The sequence below is a fragment of the Caulobacter sp. genome (assembly GCF_965279145.1).
In the GTDB taxonomy this organism is placed as follows: Bacteria; Pseudomonadota; Alphaproteobacteria; order Caulobacterales; family Caulobacteraceae; genus Caulobacter.
Map to the genome: position 1 here is coordinate 1,042,244 of NZ_OZ257139.1, position 21,564 is coordinate 1,063,807.

Consider the following 21,564-nt stretch of genomic DNA (forward strand, 5'->3'; position numbering starts at 1 on the left):
CTCAGGAGAAAGGATCCCCCAATGACCATGCTCAACTGGAACGACTACCGCGATCAGCTCATGAAGGGCGTTGGCGAACTCGGCAAGTTGTCGCCCGACACCGTGCGCGGCTACGCCACGCTCAGCGGCGCCGGGTCCAAGACCGGCCATCTCGACGCCAAGACCCGCGAGTTGATCGCCCTGGCCGCGTCCATCAGCCTGCGGTGCGATGGCTGCATCACCGTCCACACCGAGGCGGCGCACAGGCTCGGGGCCACGCGCGACGAGATCGCAGAAGCGCTCGGCGTGGCCATCGCCATCAACGCCGGCGCGGCCTTGGTCTATTCGACGCGAACGCTGGACGCGCTGGACGCCTTGCCGGCGCTGTAAGTGTCGCGGTCGGACGGCGCGGGGCTTCGGCCCCGCGCCGATCCAGGCGTAGCGCCGTCTTGGCGCCCTCACGTGCGAGCGCCGCGCCGCCAGGCGGCCGGCGTCTGGCCATAGGCCTTGCGAAAGGCGCGACTAAGATGGGCCTGGTCGCAGAGGCCGCAAAGCTGCGCGATCTGCGCCAGGGCGTCGTCGGTCGCGAGCATCAGGCGCTGGGCCATGAGCAGGCGCCTTTGCATGACGAATTCGGACGGTGACAGACCGAACGTCGCCTTCAAGGCGCGGCCAAGCTGCCCCGTACTCATCTTGGCGGCGCCGGCCAGTTCGGCGCTATAGAGCGTGCGCCCGATATTGCCATCGACAAAGGCGGCGATCTGGCGCGCGCGCCAAGCCGGCAGCACGCAACTGACCGGTCCTTTCGAGGCGCCGCTCTCATCTCGCGACGGCGTCTCCAGAAGGGCTCGCGCCCGGGAGACCAGGACCTTGGCGTCCGTGGGATCGGCGGGCAGCGCCGCGAGCGCCTGATCCAACAGGACGGCGACCCTCAGCTGCAGCGGCCGCGTCAAGCGGGCTTCGGAGGCGGCTAACGCCATGGCGATACGCCCGATAGCGCGGCTTCACAGCGCGCAACACAGCACAACACCCCGCGCGGCCCCGGGCGACCTAGTCTGCTCGCCAGGTTCAACGAAGACCGTCGAGCCCCAAGGAGTTCTCCCCCATGAAAACCTGGTTCATCACCGGCGCGGCGCGCGGTCTCGGCGCCCAGATCACCGAACGGGCCCTGCAAGCCGGCGACAATGTCATCGCCACCGCGCGCGATCCGAGCGCCGTCGCGACGCGATTTGGCGAGCGGGCGAACCTGTTGGCCGCGCGGCTGGACGTGACCCAGCCGGCAGAGGCCAAGACCGCCGTTCAGGCGGCCTTGGACCGGTTCGGCGCGATCGATGTCTTGGTGAACAACGCCGGCTATGGCCTGGTGGGCGCGGTCGAGGAGGCCAGCGCCAGCGAGATCGAGCAGCTCTTCGCCGTCAATGTCTTTGGCCTCTTGGCGGTGACGCGCGAGGTTCTTCCGTCGATGCGCGCCCGGCGCGGCGGCCATGTGATCAACATGTCGTCGATCGGTGGCTACCGGGGCGCGGCGGGCTTTGGCGTCTATTGCGCCACCAAGTTCGCGGTCGAAGGCCTGTCGGAAGCCCTGCAGGCGGAACTGGCGCCGCTGGGCGTCCATGTCACGGCGGTCGAGCCAGGCTATTTCCGCACCGACTTCCTCGATCCTGCTTCGTTGAAAATCAGCGCGCCGACGATTGCCGACTATGCCGGGACCGCTGGCGCCGTCCGCACACGGGTGGGCGGCCTCAATCACCAGCAGCCCGGCGATCCGGCCAGACTGGCCGACGCGGTCCTGCGGTTGGCCAACATGCCCGCGCCCCCGGTGCGCCTGCCGCTTGGCGCCGATACGGTCGCGGCGATCGCCGCCAAGCACGCCCGCGATAGCGAGATCCTCGCGACCTGGGGCGGATGGGCGGCGGACACCGGCCATCAGGCCGATTAGACGTCGAGAAGGACTGTCGGTGGCCCTTCGTGGGCCGCCGACGCAGGCGTCATGGATGCGCGACATCGACGACGACCTTGCCGCCAGCCCGACCACTCGCCAGCGTTCCATAGGCGGCGTCCAGCGCATCCAAACCGAACCGGCCAGCATGCAGCCGCGGCTTCAGCAACCCCGAGTCCGCCAGGGCCGCCACTTCGGTCAGGATCTCGCCGAAGTGGCGGCGGCCTTCACCGCTCAACAGTGGCTGGAGCGTGAACACCCCCGAATAGGTCGCCTGCTTGAACGAGAGCGGCGCCAGCGCGTGAACGCCCCAGCCCAGGCAGCTGACCACGTGGCCGAACCTTTTGACGGCCTGGAACGACGCATCCAGGAGGACGCCGCCGCCGGTGTCGTAGACGACCTCGAAGCCGGCGCCGGCGGTATGCTCGGCGACATAGTCCTCGACCGATCGCGCACCGTCGATGGCGACCGCGCCAAGGCCGCGCAGGTAGGTCTGATCCTCCTCGCCCAAGGCGGTGGCGTAGACCCGCGCGCCCTTGGCCAGCGCGATCTGGACGGCCAGGTGGCCGACGCCGCCCGCGCCGCCTTGGACAAGCACGGTCTGACCCGGCCGGATCTGGGCGCGATCGACGAGGCCCTCCCAAGCGGTGATCGCCACCAACGGAAGGGCGGCGGCGGCGCGCGCGTCGAGGTTCGCCGGTCGCTTGGCGAGAAGGCGCGCGTCGACGGACACGTACTGGGCGTGGGCGCCCTGCAGTCCCCCGACGCCGCCGATGAGCCCGTAGACGCGATCGCCAGGCGCGAACCCTTCGACACCCGCTCCAACGGCTTCCACCTCGCCCGCCACGTCCATCCCCAGCACCGCCGGCAGCGGATTGCGGGCGTGCGCCGCCTGTTCGGCGCGGATCTTCAGGTCGAGGGGATTTAGGCCGCTGGCCTCGACGCGGACAAGCACCGCGCCTGGGCCGGGTGTCGGGCGTGCTACGGCCTGGAGGGTGAAGGGGCCGTCGCGAGAGTCGACGACAGCGGCGGTCATGGTTTGGGTCGGGCTCATCAGAGCAGCTCCGGTTTGGTTGAGCCCAGAAGATCATTCAAACAGGATTGACTGGAATAGAAGACTTGGCACGATATCCATTCAATTTTGAATGGATTAGGCATGGCGCCGCTGGAGTGGAACGACCTACCGATCTTCCTCGCGATCGCGCGTGAGGGCACGCTGGGCGCCGCAGGTCGTCGGGTTGGCCAATCGCAGCCGACCATGGGCCGGCGGTTGAAGGCGCTTGAAGCAGCGATTGGCGCGGCGCTGTTTCAACGCACCGCTGACGGGTTCGTCCTGACAGACGAAGGCCTGACGCTCCTGGTCCATGCCGAACGCATGGAGACCGAGTCGCTGGCCTTGCTTCGAGCGCTGTCAGGCAGCGACGCGGCGCTGGCCGGCGAGCTCCGCGTCTCCTGTTCGGATTGGTTCGCCCGCGTGCTGCTCGCGCCGGTTCTGGCCGAACTGGCTGAGCTCCACCCTGCCGTGGTGGTCGAGACCTTGACCGATCCCCGCATCTACAGCCTTGCGCGACGGGAAGCCGACCTTGTCGTGCGCATGGTTCCGTTCAGCGAAGCCGAGGTGATCGCCCGCCGCCTGGTGACAATCACGTACGGCCTATATGGTCGCCCCGAGGCCTGCGTCGACCCCATTGGAGACGGCGAGGGTCATGCCCTGGTGGTGATGGACACCGCGTTCGGCGGCATGCCCGACGTTGCATGGATCACGCGACGTCTGCCGCGGGCCAGGATCGCCTCGCGCAGCAACAGTCGCGAGGTGCAGGCCCAGCTTTGCGCGCTGGGCGCCGGTCTGGCGGTGCTGCCGCGCCCGCTGGGCGACGCCGCCCCTGGCATCCAGCGTATCGAATTGGATGAGAACCCGCCAAGCCGCACCCAATGGCTAGGCTACCATCGGGACCTGCGGCGCCTACCGCGATTGCGGGCCCTTGCCGACCTGCTGATCGCGCGGATCCCCACCCTCGCCTATTAGCCCCGCCGCGATCGTCCCTCATTGACCGTCTGGCGCGCGGCGTCACGCCCCAAGCGGGGGACGATCGCGCCGAGGCCCTATCGATCCAAAGAAGGCTCGAAGCGCTCAAGCCCTGCGCGAACGACAGGATCAGGTTCCTCCCGACGCCGACCTCGTCGGTCATCATAGGAGGTTTGAAATGAGCGAGCGTTCGACCAAGAACCAAGCCGCGTCACGACGCGCGGTGATGACGTCCGGCCTAGGCCTGGCCGCCCTCGCCGCGACCCCGACGCTGTCGCCGTCCGCGGCCCTCGCAGCGGCCGCCCCCGCTACGTCGCGGCCGAGCAGCGGCCTGATCAAGACCAAGGACGGCGTCGAGCTCTTCTACAAGGACTGGGGCCCGGCCGGCGGACAGCCGATCATCTTCCATCACGGCTGGCCCCTGACCGCCGATGAGTGGGACACCCAGATGCTGTTCTTCGGCGGCCAGGGCTTTCGGGTCGTCGCCTTCGATCGGCGCGGGCACGGCCGCTCGACCCAGACGAACGACGGCAACGAGATGAACGCCTATGCCGCAGACACGCACGCCGTGGTCCAAGCCTTGGGTCTGGCGAATGCGGTCCATGTCGGCCATTCGACGGGCGGGGGCGTGGTGACCCGGTATGTGGCGCGCTTCGGGCGCGGCGACCACGTCGCCAAGGCGGTGCTGATCGGCGCCATCCCGCCGATCATGCTGAAGACCGCGGCCAACCCCGGCGGTCTGCCCATGGAGGTCTTCGACGGCTTCCGCGCGGCTCTGCAGGCCAATCGCGCCCAATTCTACCGGGACGTCCCCGAGGGGCCGTTCTACGGCTTCAATCGTCCTGGCGCGAAGGTCAGTCCGGGCTTGATCAACAACTGGTGGCGCCAGGGCATGGCCGGCGGCGCCAAGGCCCAGTACGACTGTATCGCGACCTTCTCCGAGACCGATTTCACCGAAGACCTGAAGACTATCCAGGCGCCGGTGCTGATCATGCACGGCGAGGACGACCAGATCGTTCCCATCGCCGACAGCGCGCACCTGGCCATCAAGCTGCTCAAGAACGGCACGCTGAAGACCTATCCCGGGTTTCCGCACGGGATGGCGACGACGCAGGCCGACACGATCAATCAGGATCTACTGGCCTTCATCCGCGGCTAGGCCGTCGCCAATTCGCGATCGGAATAGCACTTGCTTGTCGGTGGCCCCCTGTGCGGGCCCTGCAAACAGCGGGAAGCCGATCACCACACGAGGCCAAGGCCAAGCGCGGCGATAACTTGAAACGACTGCGCGGCCTGACGGGCATCAGGCCGCGCACGCCCGCCCTCAGAATTTACCGCTCAGGGAGACGCCGACCAGCCGCGGCGCGCCGCGCACGAAAGTCGGGAAGGTGAAACTGTCGCCCGTATTGCCGGCGTCCAGCAGATACTTCTTGTTCAGGAGGTTGGTGGCGAAGACCTCGACCGCCCAGGGTCCCGCGGCTGGCCGCTCGAGACGCACCCGCAGATTGAGAAGGCCGTAGGCGTCCTGATACTCGTCGACGACGCGATCGCGAAGACCGGGCGCGGTCGGCAGCAGCGGCAGCTGCAGGTCCCGGCGATCATTGGCGTCGTCGAAGAACACCTTCGACCGCCAGGTATAGGTCGGCAGGACGCTCAGGACGCCGAGGGCGCCCAGGGATCGGGAATAGGCGGCTCCGAGCGAGACACTGTGATCGGGGGCCAGGCGGAACTGGTCGCCGTCATAGGCGCCGCCCGAGAACCGCGCGTGCGAGTAGGCATAGGTTCCGAACAGCTCCAGCGCCTCGCTCGGTCGCCAGGTGGCCTGCAACTCCGCGCCCGGCGACTTGGCCTTGCCGGCGTTGATCGTCACCAGCTTGCCGCCGTCGAACTTCTGGGTCTGGAAGTTGGCGTAGTCGTAGTCGTAGATCGAGCCGTTGAGCCTCAGGCGGCCGTTCAGGAACGCGGCGCTGGTCCCGACTTCGAACGAGTCCACCTCTTCCGCCGGAAGCGTCTTGGCGGTCAGGCTCGTGCCCGGCAGGCTGCCCGGGGTCAGGGAGATGACGTCCGGCCGGCGGCCGTGCGCGAACGACGCCCACACCGAGACGTTGGGGGTGAACTGATAGCGGCCGACCAGGCGATAGGTCCGCCCGTCGAAGCTGCCGCTCTTGGAGATCAGGGCCTGCGGCTGCGTGAAGAGGCCGAACGCCGGCAGGGGCGCGCCGGGTGTCAGGAGGGCCGTCAGAAGGGCGCGCTGAGTCGCCGGACTCGTCGAGCCCAGCGCGCCGATCAGCACCCCGAGACGGCTGGTCCCGTTGAGCAGATCGCCCTGGACGGCCGAGGTCTTGTCGTCCTTCGTCCACCGGACCCCCGCAGTCAGTTCCAGGGCCTTCACCGGCTTCCAGGTCAGGTCGCCATAGACATCCAGCGAGTCGGTCTCACCGTAATTGATCGACTGTTCGTAGTGGTTCGGCTTCAGCGACGAGACCAGCGAGGTGGCGACCGTGGACGTGGCCGCGCCGAAGGCCGGCGAAAGCGCCGCCGTCAGGAAGCCGGTTCCGATCGCCTGGGCTTCGGCCAGGCTCGGGGTCGAGCGCGTGGGCGTGGTGATCAGCAGGCCGCTCAGCAGGGCGAGGGCGTAACGCTCGTCGTACATCGCCGACAGCCGCTGGCTACCCTTCTCGTGCAGGTAGGAGACGCCGGCGAAGCCGGACAGCGGGCCGGCGTCGTCAAACCGCAGCCGCAGCTCCTGGCTCCATTGCTCGCCGCGGGCGTCCTCGGCGCCCTGAATGAAGGGCATGGACGACCCGTCGGGGTCGTTGGTCTCCAGGCTGTCGAACTTGCGCCAGCCGCTGATGCTGGAGAGGGTCCAGGCAGGGGTCAAGCGCCAGTCGCCCAGCAGGGTGGCGGTGTTGACCGTGCGGTTCAGGCCCGTCTCCGCGCCGCCTTCGAACCCCGCCGCCGACCGGTTCAGGCGGGCCGGCGCATAGGGGCTGATCTCGCCACCGGCCGGGACGAAGGTTCCGGACTTGAACGCGGTGCCGCTGTTGTCGTCGTGGTGGTGGTTGACGATCAGGTCGAAGCGAACCGCCTCGGCCGGCCGGAAGGTCAGCACCCCGCGATAGGCCTGCGCCTTGGCGCCCTGGAGGGGATCGCCGCCCTCCAGGTTCTCGACCCAGCCGTCGCGATGGCGCACGGTGGCGGCGAGCCGGAGCGCCAGCTTGTCGGTCGCCAGGGGCAGGTTGGCCATGCCATAGGCGCGGTAGTAGCCGTCGCTCCCGACCCCCAGTTCGGCCGCAGCGGACGCCTGGCCAACATCGGCCTTGTGCTGGATGACGTTGATGCCGCCGATCAGGGCGGCGCGACCGAACAGGGTGGCTTGCGGCCCCTTGACCACCTCCACCCGGTCCAGATCGAAGAGCTCCATATAGGCCCCGCGGTTGCGGGAGGCCGAGACCCCGTCATAGAAGATCGCCACGCGCGGCTCGTCCTGGGCGCTGCCGCTGTCGGTGGTGACGCCGCGCACGACGAAGCCGGCGTTGTTGGCGCTTTGCTCCTGCACCGTCAGGCCGGGCGTGAAGGCGGCGAGTTCGTCGAACTTGGTGATTCCGACCTTTTCGAGGAAGTCCGAGCCGTAGGCGGTGACCGCCATGGGGACTTCACTCAGGCGTTGCGCCCGCTTCTGCGCGGTCACCACGATGTCGGCCAGGGTGGTCACGCCGTCGGCCTCCGAGGCGCCGGCCGGGCGGTCTTGGGCGGCGGCCGCCCCGGTCCATCCCATCCCCAAGACGAGCGCGAGGGCGCCGCCCGAGACACTGCTGCGCGAGACCCATCGGCTCAGAACTGAAACGCTCACCATCCCCTCCACATAATTTGACGGTGATGATCTGATCTCACGGATCACCTTTTGCTAACAGTGAAGGTTTTATGGCTCCGCTTGCGCGGCGGGCGGCCGGGCCAGGGGAAGACGGACCATCACGACCCCGCTCAGAACCGCGGCCACGAACGGGGCGGCGGCGGCGATGACGCGCAATCCGTCCGCGGCGGGCCCCTCGCCCGCCTCGCCCGCCCGAAAGCCCATCCCGGCCAGGATCCATAGCGACAACGCGGTCCCGAGCGCCTGGGCCAGACCGTAGGTCAGGTTGAACGACGCGTAGAAGACGCCAGCGCGGGCGCCGCCGCCCTGGCGTTCCTCGTCGGCCACCAGATCGGCGACGATCGAGCGCAGCAGGGTGTATTCAGCGCCCCAGGTCAGGCCCTTGGCGGCCGAATAGGCGGCGAAGGCCGCGATGTCGCCGGCCGGCAGGACCAGCGGGATCGGCGCGACCAGCGCCATCAGGGTGAACACGCCCAGCAGGGCCCGCCGCTTGTCGGTGCGCCTGGAGACCGTCAGCCAGATCGGCAGGGAGACCAGGCAGCAGAGCGCCTGCACCACGAGAAACGACGCCGTCCAGTTCGGAAGCCTCAGGGCGTCCCGGACCAGGAACATGAAGACGCTGGACCCCGCCGCCTCGGCCGCGCCGACGAGGAAATAGACCAGAGAGATCCGCGCGAAGGCCCGCTTGGTGAAGGTCAGGCCGAACGCCTCCGCCAGGCCGCGCCAGCTGAGCCGCACCGGCGGCGCCTTGGCCTCGGGGGTGAAGGCGATCAACGCCGCCACGGCCAAGGGCAGAGCGATGATCACCGTCCATCCCATCAGGGCCATCTGTTGCGACGGCGAAGCGCCGCCGGTGCGCTCCAGGATCGCGGGTCCCAGGACGAACACCGGCAGGGACAGGGCCACGGCCATGGTCTTGGCCCCGAAGATCCGCGAGCGCTCGTCATAGTCGTCGGAGAGCTCGGCGCCCCAGGCGCCGTGGGCGACGACCACCATCGTCCAGCCGGCGAAGAGGACGCTCATCCACGCCGCCACCCAGGGCGCCGACATGCCGGGGGCCGCGAAATAGAGTTTCCAGGTGGCCAGCAGCGCCAGGGGCGCGCCCGCCAGGATCCAGGGCCGGCGCCGCCCGATGGGAGTGTGGGTCGCGTCCGTGAGCGCGCCCATGATCGGGTCGTTGAAGACGTCCCACAGACGGCCGATCAGCAGGATCCAGCCGACGGCGGCCAGCGGCAGGCCGACATGCTCGCTCAGGAAGGCGGGCATGAACACCGCCATCGGGACCAGATAGCCGGTCGCCACGAAGGCCGGCGCGGAAAGCGCGCCCAACTGCACCCAGCTCAATCGCCGCAAACGCTGGCCAGCCACGAGACCTCCTCCTCAAGGCCGCGAGAACGGGCCGTCCTGGAAGGCCGCCGCGAGGAACCGCGCGGCCATCGTCTCGTGCCCCCGCGCGTTGGGATGCACGCGATCGGGCAGGTCGGCCGCGTCCTCGGCTGAAAACAGGGTCGTCCCATCGATCACGGCCAGCGCCGTGTCCCCTTCGGCGCGGCGTTGCTCCACGATCTCGTCGAGAATTCGGCGGACGTCGGACACGGTCAGGGCGCCGTCGGCCTGGGCATGCGGGCGCGCCAGAGCCTCGTAGCCGCCCCCGGCGAGGCGGCGCAGCGGTCCCGGCGTCTCTTCCAGAAGCGGACAATGGATCGGCGACACGACGAGGACCGGCGCCGCCGGGGCCAAGGCGCGCAGCGTGTCCAGGAAGGCATGAACCGCGCCCGCGAAGGTCCGTCGGCGCAGGGTGTCGGCGGCGATGACATTGACCCCCAGTTCGAGGCTGATGAGGTCGGCGGACGCCTCGCCCAGAACGCGGGCCATGAAGCCGTCCAGGTGGCACTCGCCGGCCAGGCCCAGGTTGAGCAGGTCCAGGCCGGCCCCGCGCGCCACCAGGGCGGGCCAGGTGCGGGCCGGCCCCGCCGCCTCCATGCCATGGCTTATAGAGCTGCCGTAATGGGCCCAGCGCCGCGCGCCTTCGGGCGCCGCCGCGAGCCCCGCGCCGCGTTCGAGGCGAAAGCCGCGCACCTCGGTGATCGCCGCCTGGGGCAGCCACGCCTCGATCCGCTTCTCGCCAGGACCAAGATCGAAGCGCAGGGTCTGCGGCCGCCCCGGGGTGAAGCCCGTCGCCGCCTCCCCGACCACGACCGTATGTCCGTGGCGCAGATCCCGCGACACCAGCGCGCCGTTGCAGCAAAGGTCGACGATCGCCCGCCGCCGCGGCTCGCCGTCGAACTGCAGGCCGGTCTCGAGCAGGTCGATTTCCCAGACGGCCGAGGTGGTCACGAAGTCCAGGCGGACGCCGCTGGTCATCCCGGCCATCAGCGCGAAGGCCGGGCCGGGCGAGCGGGGGCGGGTCCAGTCGGGCAGCCGCGAGGGGGTCAGCCCTTCGGCGTCGCGGCGCACGCCGAGCGCGCCGCGAACCCCGATCCTTGGGTCGTCGAGCGGGATGGCGTCGAGCAGGCTCATCCGCGCATGGCGGCCACTTGCCGCAGGCGTGGCCGCCAGTGGTCGAGGCCCGGGACCACGCGCCCAGGCGTCTTGGCGGCGTCGTCGGCCTTGCGCAGCAGGATCGCGTCCTGCGCCAGGGGATTGGCCTCGAAGACGGCGACCTCGTCGGCCGTCAGCGGGCCGCCCTGCAGGGCCAGGGTCTGGACGCTGACCGGCGACAGCACGCCGGCATAGTCCTGCTGCTTGGCCACCAAATAGCGCTTGGCGACCACATGAAGCTTGACCAGGTCCGCGACCCGGTCGCCGAGCACGCGCCGCACCGCTTCGCCGCCCACCGCGTCGTGAATGCCGATGTGGCATTGGCCATGACAGACGTCGTGCACCAGGCCCGCGACCTGCAGCTCGATGTCGGCCGGCGCCGCCGCCTCCAGCTCGGCCGCGCATTGCAGGCTGTGCTCGAGTTCGTAGAGCCCGGGCTCCTGCATCGGCATGGTCGCGGTCTCTTCGAGGAAGGCCTCCAGTGCGTCGATCGTGTCGAAATGAGTCACCGGGGCGCGGTCCGTCTGCGTCATGGTCAAGTCTTTCCTTTGTTGTAACTAGTCGCGCGGCGGCCAGCGGCCGACGCCTCCGTCCTCGACCAGCATGCCGGTCAGCGCCCGATCCAGATGTTCGGCCCGCCACTGCAGCAGGCCTTCGGCCAGACCCAGGCGGGCGGCGGGGTCCGGCAGGGGCGTGCGCCAGGTCGGATCGGCGGCCAGATCGAAGGCCAGCGAGGAGCCGTCGCCGAAATGCACATAGGCGGCCGACGCGGTGCGATGGACCGAGAGGTTCTGGCGTTCCAGCACGCGGTTGCGCGGCCAGCCGTGCGCGTGGGCGCGCAGGGCGCTGAAGCGCCAGTCGAACTCCCAATGCGCGGCGTTTCGCCACCAGGACGGGTCATCCTCGCCCTCCAGGAAAGGCGTCAGGGGCAGGCCGTCGCACTGGGCGGGAACGGGCAGGCCGATCGCCTCGCACAGCGTCGGGAACCAGTCGACGTTCTCGGTGAACCGGTCGACGGTCACCCCTCGCGCCTTGCCGGGCCGGGGGTCGCGCATGATTCCCAGGACATGGAAGCTGGCCTCGAAGAAGCCGAGCTTCTGGACCAGCCCGTGATCGCCTAGCTGTTCGCCGTGGTCGGACGTGACGATGATCAGCGTGTCGTCCCACCAGCCGCGATCCTCGAGGGCGCGCCACACCCGACCGAGTTGATCGTCGACCTCGCTGACCATGCCGAAATACTGCGCCTGCATCCGCGCCAGGGCGACAGGATCGGCAGGGGCGGCGAGCTGCGGATGCGCCAGCAGGGCCGCATGCAGCCAATGGCGCTCGGCGCTGGGCGGGATCGGCGGCGCCGCCGCGCCGGGCGCGTAGAGGCCGCCGAAGCGGCCGGCGGCGGCGAAAGGCTCATGCGGCCTGAAATGGCTAAGGTGCGCGAACCAGGGCCCCTCCTGCCGATCGAGCCAGTCCACGAACTGGTCCGTCAGAAAGGCGGCCAGGCTCACCGTCTCGGGCCGGTCGCCTTCGGAGGCGAGCGCCTCGACGCCGTCGTCGGGAACCTCGAATCCCTTGTCGCGCAACCAGTCAATCCAGGGCTGCGGGCGGGCGGGGCTCAGATGGCAGACCGGGTCGAACCCCGGCAGGACCTCGTCATAGCGGCTCAGGCGCGGATCGTCCGGGCCGGTGGCGTCGCGAGGGTCGATGCTCTGGTCGGTGTAGCCGAACAAGGCCGGCGCATAGCCCGCGCGCCGCGCCGCCCTGGCCATGTTGTCGAAGCGGCGATCGAGCGGGGTGCCGTTCGCCACCACCCGATGGTTCATCTGGTAGAGGCCGGTATAGAGGCTGGCGCGGCCAGGTCCGCAGGGCGCGGCCTGGCTGTAATGGCGCGCCAGCCGAAGGCCGTCCCGCGCCAGACGATCCAGGTTCGGCGTCCGCACCACGGGGTGCCCCGCGCAGGACAGACAATCCCCTCGGAACTGATCCAATGTGACGAGCAGCACGTTCATAGCTGCTCTATATCACCTTAGAATGATGTTTAAATGACGAACATCACTTTCCGTTATGGGCGAGCCCGACGAACGCCTCCACCGAGGGAATCTGCAGATTTTCCGGGAGAGTCACGAGATAGAAGCCCGCGCGATGTCGGCCGTCGTCGATGTTGACGACGCGCAGGCGTCGGTCGTCGTCGGCCTCGCCGCGAAACACCAGGGCCAGGCCCAGGCCGGCGGCCACCGCCGAGCGGACGGCGGTCGTGCCGGTGACGGTCAGCGACGGCCCCGCCCACTGGCGGTAGGGCGAGAGAGCGGCCTCGGTCAGGGCGCGGGTGACCGAGCCCGCCTCCCGAAACACCAAGGGCTCCTGCGCGACGTCGCGAAGCTGGGCCGCGCCGGAGCTGTAGCGCGGGTCGTCCCTGGGCAGGATCAACTGCAGGTCCAGATCCTCCAGGCGCTGGCATTCCAGCTGGGCGTCCGGCTCCAGGAGGGAGCAAAGCGCCAGGTCGATGCGGCACTCCAGCAGCTCCTGCCGCAGGTATTCGGAGTTGCCGCTGGACGTCGAAAGCTCGACCTCGGGATAGACCTGGCGAAAGCGCCCCAGGACCGGGATGGCGAGCGAGGGACTGGAAAAGCCGACGGTCAAGCGTCCCTGACGCAGGGCGCGGAATTCCCGCGCGATGTCCTCGATCTCGCCGACCTTCGCCAGGGCGAGACGCGCGCGGACAAAGACCTCTCGGCCAATGTCCGTCAGCATGAGCGTCGCGCCCCGGCGGTTCATCAGCCGCGCGCCCAGGGCCTGCTCGAGCGCGCTGACCTGGTTGGAGATGTTGGGTTGCGACACCCCCAGGCTCTGAGCCGCCTTGGAGAAGCTGCCGTGCTCGAAGGCCTGGATGAATGCCCGCAGGGCGCCGATCGTGACGCTGGGCTCCCGGCGGGCGGCGGGGCGAGGCGATGTATCCCGGGGCTCTGATTTCGTCATGGGAGGTGGATACGGGCAGACGCGGCGGCGATCAACGCGCGCCTGCGGTCGTTCAACGGCGGTTGCGACGTGACATCAAGGCCAACCACGTCCCGCCCGCCTCGCGCCGCCAAGTGGATGCCTGGATTGTCGGCTGGGCGCCAGGTGTTCCCGTTGCCGAGGACGGCGCGCTCTGAGCCTCGCCGCTGCCGGAAAGCGGCCCTTCCAAACTTCCCAGATGAGTTGAAGGCACGCCCGGGCTTCCCGCCCGAAAGCCGACGTCGAGGCGTCGCTGCAGGCCCCCCACATAGACTTGAAGGGGACAGCCACCCAAAAAAGCGGGGCTCCGTTTCCGGAGCCCCGCCATCGTCCGCCGGAGTGAACCGACAGACGTCTTCGATGATCTGAAGCCGGCCCTAGGCCTGCATCGTCCAGCCTTCGACGCCCATGGCCGCCTGGCGCAGGGCTTCCGAACGGGTGGGGTGGGGGTGGCAGGTGCGGGCCACGTCTTCCGACGAACCGCCGAACTCCATGGCCACGCAGTATTCGCCGATCATGTCGCCGACATTAGGACCCACCATGTGGACGCCCAGGATGCGGTCGGTCTTGGCGTCGGCCAGAACCTTCACCTGGCCTTCGCCCTCGTGGTTGATCTTGGCGCGGCTGTTGGCCGTGAAGGGGAACTTGCCGACCTTGTAGGCGACGCCCGCGGCCTTCAGTTCTTCCTCGGTCTTGCCCACCGTGGCCACTTCGGGGCTGGTATAGATGACGCCGGGGATCAGGTCGTAGTTCACGTGACCCGCCTTCCCGGCGATCAGCTCCATGCAGGCCACGCCTTCGTCCTCGGCCTTGTGGGCCAGCATCGGACCGCTGGTCACGTCGCCGATCACCCACACGCCCGGAGCCGTGGTCTTGAAGTGATCGTTAGCGATCATGCCGCGCTTGTCGGGAACGACACCCACGGTGTCGAGACCCAGGCCTTCCGTGAACGGACGACGGCCGATGGCGACCAGCACGTAGTCGGCCGAGATCTTCTGGGCCTCGCCGCCAGCGACGGGTTCGAGGGTCAGGTCCACGCCCTTGGCCGTGGCCTTGGCGCCGGTGACCTTGGCCCCCAGCTGGAACTTGAAGCCCTGCTTGGTCAGGCTGCGCTGGAACACCTTGGCGGTCTCGTCATCCAGGCCCGGGCAGATCCGATCCAGATATTCGACGACGGTGACTTCGGCGCCCAGGCGGCGCCAGACCGAGCCCAGCTCCAGGCCGATGACGCCGGCGCCGATGACGACCAGGCTCTTGGGCACTTCCGGCAGCGACAGGGCGCCGGTGGAATCGACGATGCGCTTGTTGTCGACGCTCACGCCCGGCAGCGGGGTGGGCTCCGAGCCCGTGGCGATGACGATGTTCTTGGTCTCGAGCGTGGTTTCCGAACCGTCCTCGGCCTTGACCACGACCTTGCCGGCGCCCGCGATGCGGCCCCAGCCCTTGATGTAGTCGACCTTGTTCTTCTTCATCAGGAACTCGACGCCCTTGGTCAGGGCTTCGACGCTGTCGGCCTTCTGCTTCATCATCTGGGGCAGGTTCAGCTTCGGCTTGACGTCGATGCCCAGGGTGGCGAACTCATTGCCGGCCGCGGCGGCATACAGTTCCGACGCGTGCAGCAGCGCCTTGGAGGGCATGCAGCCGACGTTCAGGCAGGTGCCGCCTAACTTGCCGCGTCCTTCGATGATGGCGACCTTCAGGCCCAGCTGACCGGCGCGGATCGCGCCATTGTATCCGCCGGGACCGCCCCCGATGATGACGACGTCGTACTGAGCCATGGATCTTCGCCTTCAGGACGCGCCGGAAGCGGCGCCGGACAGAATATGGGGCCTCGCCGGCCGCATTGTCAGACCTTTGGAGGCGGGAGTTCCTTAGAGCGCGAACGGTTAAAACGAAACCCGCTTTCGACGCTTCGCACGCTGAAACGCACGCGAAATCCAGCCTTTGGTCATCGGGCCCCGCTCCGCCTGCCCCTAGGTGACCGCCAGGCGATCCACGCACCCTGAAAGGGGAGCATTGCGGAAGCCGTGGCGGCGAGCGAGCCCCTTCCCTCTCCCGCCAACGCGCCCTAGCGTCGCGCCCATGCTTCGCGCCCTCGCCCTCGCCCTGACCCTGCTGACCGCCGCCCCGGCCCTGGCCCAGACCGCGCCCGCCGAGGGCCGCCCGATCATCACCGGTCAGTCCCTGACCCTGGAGTCGAAGGTCCTCAAGGATACGCGGCGGATCAACGTCCACCTTCCGGCCAGCTATGCGAAGGCGCCCGACAGGACCTATCCCGTGCTCTACCTGCTGGACGGCGGCGAGCAGGAGGATTTTCCGCATATCGTCGGCCTGGCCCAGCTGGGCGAGCTGTCCTGGACCTTTCGGGAAATGATCGTGGTCGGGATCGAGGGCGTCGATCGCAAGCACGACCTGACCCACCCGACCCGCGTGGCCAAGGAGCTCAAGGACCTGCCCACCAGCGGCGGCTCGGCCGCCTACCGGCAGTTCCTGGGCGAAGAGCTGAAGCCGTGGATCGCGGCCCGCTATCGCACCAGCGGCGAGACCGCCTTGATCGGCGAATCCCTGGCTGGCCTGTTCGTGGTCGAGACCTTCCTGAAGCAGCCGGCGCTGTTCGACGCCTATATCGCCGCCAGCCCCAGCCTGTGGTGGGACGATCAGGGCCTGGCGCGCGGCGCCGCCGCCGACCTGACGCGCTGGCCGGCGGGAGAACGGCGGCTCTACCTGACCATCGGCGACGAGGGGACGACCATGCAGGCGGGCGTCGACAAGGTGGTGGCCGCCCTGAAGGCAGCGCCGCCCAAGGGCCTGACCTGGACCTATGATCCGATGCCGCAGGAGCATCACAGCACCATCTATCATCCGGCGGCGCTGAAGGCGTTCCGCGCGGTGTGGCCGGGGCCGAGACCGGACTGAAGTCAGGCGGCCCAGTCCTCGACCTTCAGGCCTTCAACGCGTTGGAACTCCCGGACATTGGAGGTGACCAGGGTCCAGCCCCGCGCCAGGGCTTGGCCGGCGATCAGAAGGTCGTAGGGGCCAATGGGCTGACCCTGACGCTTGAGCGCTGCCCGAACGCGCGCCGCGACAATGACATCATCCTCGGTAAGCGGCTCGACGACGATATCCCGCAACGCTTCGCCCATCTTGAAGGCCGCAGCAGCGGGATCGTGGCTGGCGGCTATGCCAAACTGCAGCTCATGATACACGACAAGCGACGCCACCATCGAGGCATCAGCCAGCACCGCTTCATTGTAGCGACGGCGGACCATGGGTTGGCGGCGGCGGATGAGATCAATGAAGACGTTGGTGTCGAGCGAGCGGATCACCAATCGAAATCGCGCTCTTGCATCGGCGGCTGTTCGCGTTCCGGAAAGTCCACGCCCATGGCATCGATGCGCGCCCACATGGCGTCCAGGTCGGCCTGCGTGCGTCGAGCCCTGCGCACGATGGGCTCCAGGACCACAGCTTCGCCCTCGCGGCGTACGGCCACCTCTGTGCCCTCAAAGCGAAACGCCTTGGGCAAGCGGACGGCCTGGCTGCCGCCGTGGGTGAACAGCTTGGCGCGGGCGGGTTCGATATCGATCTTGGCCATGGCGACATTCCGTAGCTACAGACCGTAGATACATCAAAGAGTCACTTGATTCAATGTCGCGCCGAAAACGCTCTGGCGCCTATGGGAGATTCAGCCAAGCCGCCAAGCCAAATGTCAGGTTCAGGAAAAGGGCAAGCGCTGTTCGCGCGCCCCCAACGACAGCCGAGGTTGAGGGACGTTGGATCTGGCCGTCGTTTGCCAAGGCCAAAACGCAAAAGGGGCCGCTTGCGCGGCCCCTTCGACGTTCGACGGTGCGCCGGGACTAGAGTTCCAGCAGCAGGCGCTGCGGGTCTTCCAGGGCTTCCTTGACCTTGACCAGGAAGGTCACGGCGCCCTGGCCGTCGACCACGCGGTGGTCGTAGCTGAGGGCCAGGTACATCATCGGGCGGATCTCGATCTTGCCGCCCACGACCATGGCGCGTTCCTTGATCGCGTGCATGCCGAGGATCCCCGACTGCGGCGCGTTGAGGATCGGCGTCGACATCAGCGAGCCATAGATGCCGCCATTGGTGATCGTGAAGGTGCCGCCCTGCATGTCGTCGATGGCCAGCTGGCCGTCGCGGGCCTTCTTGCCCAGCGCGCCGATGGCCTTTTCGATATCGGCCAGGCTCATGGCGTCGGCGTCACGCACGACCGGAACGACCAGGCCCTTGTCGGTGCCGACGGCCACGCCGATGTCGTAGTGGTTCTTGTAGACGATGTCGGTCCCGTCGATCTCGGCATTGACGTCCGGCACGGCCTTCAGGGCGGCGACGACGGCCTTGGTGAAGAACGACATGAAGCCCAGCTTCACGCCGTGCTTCTTCTCGAACACGTCCTTGTAGGAATTGCGCAGGGCCATCACCGCGCTCATGTCGACCTCGTTGAAGGTCGTCAGCATGGCGGCGTTGTTCTGGGCTTCCTTCAGGCGACGGGCGATCGTCTGACGCAGGCGCGTCATCTTCACGCGCTCTTCGCGCTCATGGATCGGACGCGGGGCCGACGGCGCGGCGGCCGGAGCCGGGGCGTTGGCGCGGGCTTCCAGGGCGGCCAGGGCGTCGCCCTTGGTCACCCGGCCGTCCTTGCCGGTGCCGGCGACGGTCGACAGGTCCAGATTGTTCTCGGCGGCGATGCGGGCCGGGGCCGGGCTGACCGGCGCGGCGGCGGCGGCAACGGCCACGGGGGCCGGAGCGGCGGCGGCGACCGGAGCGGGCGCGGGAGCCGGGGTCGGCGCGGGGGCCGGAGCGGCGGCCTTCGGCGCGGCGGCGGCGGGAGCGGCCGAGGCGGTCGCGCCTTCGGTCACAACGCCCAGAACCGTACCCGGAACAACCGTCGCGCCCTCTTCGGCGCCGATGGCGCTCAGCACGCCGTCGGCGGGAGACGCCACTTCCAGGCTGACCTTGTCGGTCTCGAGCTCGATGAGGATCTCGTCCTTCTTCACCGCCTCGCCAACCTTCTTGGTCCAGCGCGCGACCGTCGCTTCGGTGACGGATTCGCCGAGGGCGGGGGTCATGATGTCGGCCATGGGTGTTCCGATGTCTCTCGTTTTTGCCGGTCGGGTGTGAAGCGGCCCCGCCATGACGGCGGGGCCTTATCGATAGAGTTAGGCGAAGGTCTCGTCGAGGAAGGTCTGGAGTTCCTTCATGTGGCGGCTCATCAGACCCGCCGCCGTGGAGGCGCTGGCCGGACGGCCGATATAGCGCGCGCGCTTGGCCTTGATGTCCAGCTTGGCCAGGGTCAGCTCGATCCACGGATCCACGAACGTCCAGCCGCCCATGTTCTTGGGTTCTTCCTGAACCCAGACCAGTTCGGCGTTCTTGAAGCGGCCCAGCACGCCCATCAGCGACTTCATCGGCCAGGGGTAGAACTGCTCGAGGCGCAGCAGATAGACGTCGTCGCGACCGCTCTTGGCGCGGGCGTCGACCAGGTCAAAATAGACCTTGCCCGAGCAGATCACGACACGCTTGATCTCGGCGTCGGGCTTCAGGGTCACGCCGCCGACGTCGCAGCCGGCTTCGGCCCCGTCGAGCATCACGCGGTGGAAGGACGAGCCTTCCGCCAGGTCGGCGATGTTGGAGACCGCGCGCTTGTGGCGCAGCAGGCTCTTGGGGGTCATGATCACCAGCGGCTTGCGGAACTCGCGGTGCATCTGGCGGCGCAGCGCGTGGAAATAGTTGGCCGGCGTGGTGCAGTTGAGCACCTGCATGTTGTCTTCGGCGCACGACTGCAGGAAGCGCTCGAGACGGGCCGAGCTGTGCTCGGGGCCCTGGCCTTCATAGCCGTGCGGCAGCAGCATGACGAGGCCGCTCATCCGCAGCCACTTGCGCTCGCCCGAGCTGATGAACTGGTCGATCACCACCTGGGCGCCGTTCACGAAGTCGCCGAACTGGCCTTCCCACAGGGCCAGGGTGTTCGGGTCGGCCAGCGAGAAGCCGTATTCGAAGCCGAGCACCGCCTCTTCCGACAGGGCCGAGTCGATCACTTCATAGTGCGCCTGGCCGGCGCGGATGTTGTTCAGCGGCGTGTAGTGCTCCTCGGTCGTCTGGTCGATGACGTCCGAATGGCGCTGGGTGAAGGTGCCGCGAACCGAGTCCTGGCCCGACAGGCGAACCGGGAAGCCTTCGTCGAGCAGGGTGGCGAACGCCAGGTGCTCGGCGGTGCCCCAGTCGAGGCCCTCGCCCTTTTCGATGGCTTCGCGACGGTTCTCGATGACGCGCTTGACGGTCTTGTGGGCGTCGATGCGGTCGGGGATGGTCGTGATCTGACGACCGATCTCCAGCAGGCGGGTCGCCGGGAAGGCGGTCGAGCCGCGACGCTCCTCGTCGGCGGGCGTGGCGAGACCGGCCCACTTGCCGTCCAGCCAGTCGGCCTTGTTGGCCTTGTAGGTCTTGCCGGCGTCGAATTCCTTGTCGAGGAAGGTCTCGAACTCGGTCACCCAGGTGTCGACTTCAGCCTGGCTGATCACGCCCTCGGCGATCAGGCGGTTGCCGTACAGTTCGCGCGTCGAGGGGTGACCCTTGATCTTGGCGTACATCAGCGGCGAGGTCATCGTCGGGTCGTCACCTTCATTGTGACCGAACCGGCGGTAGCAGAACATGTCGACCACGACGTCCTTGCCGAACATCTGGCGATATTCGGTGGCGACCTTGGCCGCATAGACCACGGCTTCGGGATCGTCGCCGTTGACGTGGAAGATCGGGGCCTCGACCATCAGCGCCACATCCGACGGATAGGGCGAGCTGCGCGAATAGCGCGGGCTGGTGGTGAAGCCGATCTGGTTGTTGACGATGAAGTGGATGGTGCCGCCCGTGCGGTAGCCCTTCAGGCCCGACAGGGTGAAGCACTCGGCCACCACGCCCTGGCCCGCGAAGGCCGCGTCGCCGTGCAGCAATAGCGGCAGCACGTGGCCGCGACCGGCGTCGGGCTGTTCGCGCAGCGTGAAGGCCTGCTTGGCGCGGGCCTTGCCGATCACGACGGGGTTGACGATTTCCAGGTGCGACGGGTTGGCCGTCAGCGACAGGTGGACCTTATTGTCGTCGAACTCACGGTCCGACGAGGCGCCCATGTGATACTTGACGTCGCCCGAACCCTCGACGTCCGAGGGCAGGCTGGTGCCGCCCTGGAACTCGTGGAAGATCACGTGATAGGGCTTGCCCATCACGGCGGCCAGCACGTTGAGGCGGCCGCGGTGCGGCATGCCCAGGACGATGTCCTTCACGCCCAGCGAACCGCCGCGCTTGATGATCTGCTCCAGCGCCGGGACCATGGCCTCGCCGCCGTCGATGCCGAAGCGCTTGGTGCCGGGGAAGCGCTTGTGCAGGAAGCGTTCGAAACCCTCGGTCTCGATCAGCTTCTTGAAGATGGCGACCTTGCCCTCCTTCGAGAACACGATCTCCTTGTCGCGCCCCTCGATGCGCTCCTGCAGCCAGGCCTTCTCGTGGGGGTCGGAGATGTGCATGTACTGCACGCCGACATTGCCGCCATAGGTGCGGCGCAGGATCGACAGGATCTCGCGGATCGTCGAGGTCTCCATGCCCAGCACGAAGTCCAGGAAGATCGGACGGTCATAGTCGGCTTCCGAGAAGCCGTAGGTGGCGGGATCAAGCTCGGGGGCCGGCGGCTTGGGCTCAAGGCCCAGCGGGTCAAGATTGGCGGCCAGGTGACCGCGCATCCGGTAGGCCCGGATCATCATGATGGCGCGCAGGCTGTCCAGGGTCGCGGCGCGGACGGCCTCGGACGACGACCCGGGGGCCTTGGCCTCGATGGCCTTGGTCATCTTGGCTTCGACGGCGGGCGCCACCGACGGCCACTGGCCGTCGAGGGCCGAGAGCCAGTCGGGACGGGCGGTCGGAACGGCGCGCGGGGTCCAGGCCGGGTCCTTGGCGGCCCGCTGAACCTGGTCGGCCTGTTCCTTCAGGGTGGAGAAGAAGGCGTTCCACGAGGGTTCGACCGAATTGGGGTCGGTCGCCCACCGGGCATACAGGTCTTCGACGAACGCCGCATTGGCGCCGTAGAGGAAGGAGGTCTCGGTCAAGACCTGATTGATGATGCCTGCGTCGTCCGCCATGGTTCTTCGCCTTAGATCCGTCGGTCTACGGGACCGGTAACCCAGGCCCGTAAATATAGTGTCTCAATCACCCGGGCGC

Annotated in this window: 18 protein-coding genes; 5 read left to right on the forward strand and 13 right to left on the reverse strand. The window is 68.2% G+C overall.

What is annotated here, in order from left to right; translation table 11 throughout:
- Nucleotides 1-21 precede the first annotated feature (21 nt).
- Nucleotides 22-369 (forward strand): carboxymuconolactone decarboxylase family protein, encoded by a 348-nt coding sequence (locus ACQY9P_RS04825; RefSeq protein ID WP_428151232.1) that lies wholly within the window; start codon nt 22-24, stop codon nt 367-369.
- A gap of 68 nt (nt 370-437) precedes the next feature.
- On the opposite strand, the gene ACQY9P_RS04830 is transcribed toward ACQY9P_RS04825, so the two are convergent.
- The gene (locus tag ACQY9P_RS04830; RefSeq protein WP_421736399.1) at nt 438-959 is read right to left on the reverse strand and encodes a helix-turn-helix transcriptional regulator; all 522 of its coding nucleotides are present in this window, start codon (nt 957-959) and stop codon (nt 438-440) included.
- 125 nt (nt 960-1,084) lie between these two features.
- Here ACQY9P_RS04830 and ACQY9P_RS04835 point away from each other — a divergent pair, with 125 nt between their 5' ends.
- Nucleotides 1,085-1,918, forward strand: a complete 834-nt coding sequence (locus ACQY9P_RS04835; protein ID WP_421736398.1) for an oxidoreductase — start codon at nt 1,085-1,087, stop codon at nt 1,916-1,918.
- Nucleotides 1,919-1,967: 49 nt separating this feature from the next.
- Here the strand turns inward: ACQY9P_RS04835 and ACQY9P_RS04840 are convergent, their stop codons facing one another.
- Nucleotides 1,968-2,972 carry a zinc-dependent alcohol dehydrogenase family protein gene (locus tag ACQY9P_RS04840; protein ID WP_421736397.1) on the reverse strand — a complete coding sequence of 335 codons (1,005 nt, stop codon included), beginning with the start codon at nt 2,970-2,972 and terminating at the stop codon, nt 1,968-1,970.
- A 102-nt stretch (nt 2,973-3,074) separates the two neighbouring features.
- On the opposite strand from ACQY9P_RS04840, the gene ACQY9P_RS04845 reads away from it, so the two are divergent.
- On the forward strand, nt 3,075-3,944 hold the full coding sequence (locus ACQY9P_RS04845) for a LysR family transcriptional regulator (protein ID WP_421736396.1): 870 nt from the start codon (nt 3,075-3,077) through the stop codon (nt 3,942-3,944).
- Nucleotides 3,945-4,122: 178 nt separating this feature from the next.
- Nucleotides 4,123-5,103, forward strand: a complete 981-nt coding sequence (locus ACQY9P_RS04850) for an alpha/beta fold hydrolase (RefSeq protein WP_421736395.1) — start codon at nt 4,123-4,125, stop codon at nt 5,101-5,103.
- 165 nt (nt 5,104-5,268) lie between these two features.
- Here ACQY9P_RS04850 and ACQY9P_RS04855 read toward each other — a convergent pair whose 3' ends face one another.
- The 7 genes from ACQY9P_RS04855 to lpdA all read right to left on the reverse strand — a co-directional run bounded on the left by ACQY9P_RS04855 (nt 5,269) and on the right by lpdA (nt 15,125).
- Nucleotides 5,269-7,797 carry a TonB-dependent receptor gene (locus tag ACQY9P_RS04855; RefSeq protein ID WP_421736394.1) on the reverse strand — a complete coding sequence of 843 codons (2,529 nt, stop codon included), beginning with the start codon at nt 7,795-7,797 and terminating at the stop codon, nt 5,269-5,271.
- 69 nt (nt 7,798-7,866) lie between these two features.
- Nucleotides 7,867-9,186 carry an MFS transporter gene (locus ACQY9P_RS04860; protein ID WP_421736393.1) on the reverse strand — a complete coding sequence of 440 codons (1,320 nt, stop codon included), beginning with the start codon at nt 9,184-9,186 and terminating at the stop codon, nt 7,867-7,869.
- A 12-nt stretch (nt 9,187-9,198) separates the two neighbouring features.
- Complete coding sequence (locus ACQY9P_RS04865; protein ID WP_421736392.1) at nt 9,199-10,338, reverse strand: GDSL-type esterase/lipase family protein; 1,140 nt, start codon at nt 10,336-10,338, stop codon at nt 9,199-9,201.
- Nucleotides 10,335-10,892: a metal-dependent phosphohydrolase gene (locus ACQY9P_RS04870; RefSeq protein WP_421736391.1), complete on the reverse strand. Its 558-nt coding sequence runs from the start codon at nt 10,890-10,892 to the stop codon at nt 10,335-10,337. The genes ACQY9P_RS04865 and ACQY9P_RS04870 overlap by 4 nt, the downstream gene beginning before the upstream one ends.
- A gap of 24 nt (nt 10,893-10,916) precedes the next feature.
- A complete protein-coding gene (locus tag ACQY9P_RS04875) occupies nt 10,917-12,362 on the reverse strand; it encodes a sulfatase-like hydrolase/transferase (RefSeq protein ID WP_421736390.1) in 1,446 nt (481 codons plus the stop codon).
- Nucleotides 12,363-12,405: 43 nt separating this feature from the next.
- Entirely contained in the window at nt 12,406-13,329 is a 924-nt protein-coding gene (locus tag ACQY9P_RS04880) for a LysR family transcriptional regulator (RefSeq protein WP_421736389.1), read from the reverse strand.
- Between the two features lie 395 nt (nt 13,330-13,724).
- On the reverse strand, nt 13,725-15,125 hold the full coding sequence (lpdA, locus tag ACQY9P_RS04885) for a dihydrolipoyl dehydrogenase (protein ID WP_421736388.1): 1,401 nt from the start codon (nt 15,123-15,125) through the stop codon (nt 13,725-13,727).
- A gap of 304 nt (nt 15,126-15,429) precedes the next feature.
- Between lpdA and ACQY9P_RS04890 the strand changes: the two genes are divergently transcribed.
- Nucleotides 15,430-16,263 (forward strand): alpha/beta hydrolase, encoded by an 834-nt coding sequence (locus ACQY9P_RS04890; protein WP_421736387.1) that lies wholly within the window; start codon nt 15,430-15,432, stop codon nt 16,261-16,263.
- Between the two features lie 2 nt (nt 16,264-16,265).
- Here ACQY9P_RS04890 and ACQY9P_RS04895 read toward each other — a convergent pair whose 3' ends face one another.
- The 4 genes from ACQY9P_RS04895 to ACQY9P_RS04910 all read right to left on the reverse strand — a co-directional run bounded on the left by ACQY9P_RS04895 (nt 16,266) and on the right by ACQY9P_RS04910 (nt 21,485).
- Nucleotides 16,266-16,673 (reverse strand): PIN domain-containing protein, encoded by a 408-nt coding sequence (locus ACQY9P_RS04895; protein WP_421736386.1) that lies wholly within the window; start codon nt 16,671-16,673, stop codon nt 16,266-16,268.
- The gene (locus ACQY9P_RS04900; RefSeq protein WP_421736385.1) at nt 16,670-16,939 is read right to left on the reverse strand and encodes an antitoxin; all 270 of its coding nucleotides are present in this window, start codon (nt 16,937-16,939) and stop codon (nt 16,670-16,672) included. The genes ACQY9P_RS04895 and ACQY9P_RS04900 overlap by 4 nt, the downstream gene beginning before the upstream one ends.
- Before the next feature lie 262 nt (nt 16,940-17,201).
- A complete protein-coding gene (gene odhB / locus ACQY9P_RS04905) occupies nt 17,202-18,443 on the reverse strand; it encodes a 2-oxoglutarate dehydrogenase complex dihydrolipoyllysine-residue succinyltransferase (RefSeq protein WP_421736384.1) in 1,242 nt (413 codons plus the stop codon).
- A gap of 78 nt (nt 18,444-18,521) precedes the next feature.
- Nucleotides 18,522-21,485: a 2-oxoglutarate dehydrogenase E1 component gene (locus ACQY9P_RS04910; protein ID WP_421736383.1), complete on the reverse strand. Its 2,964-nt coding sequence runs from the start codon at nt 21,483-21,485 to the stop codon at nt 18,522-18,524.
- Nucleotides 21,486-21,564: the final 79 nt, after the last annotated feature.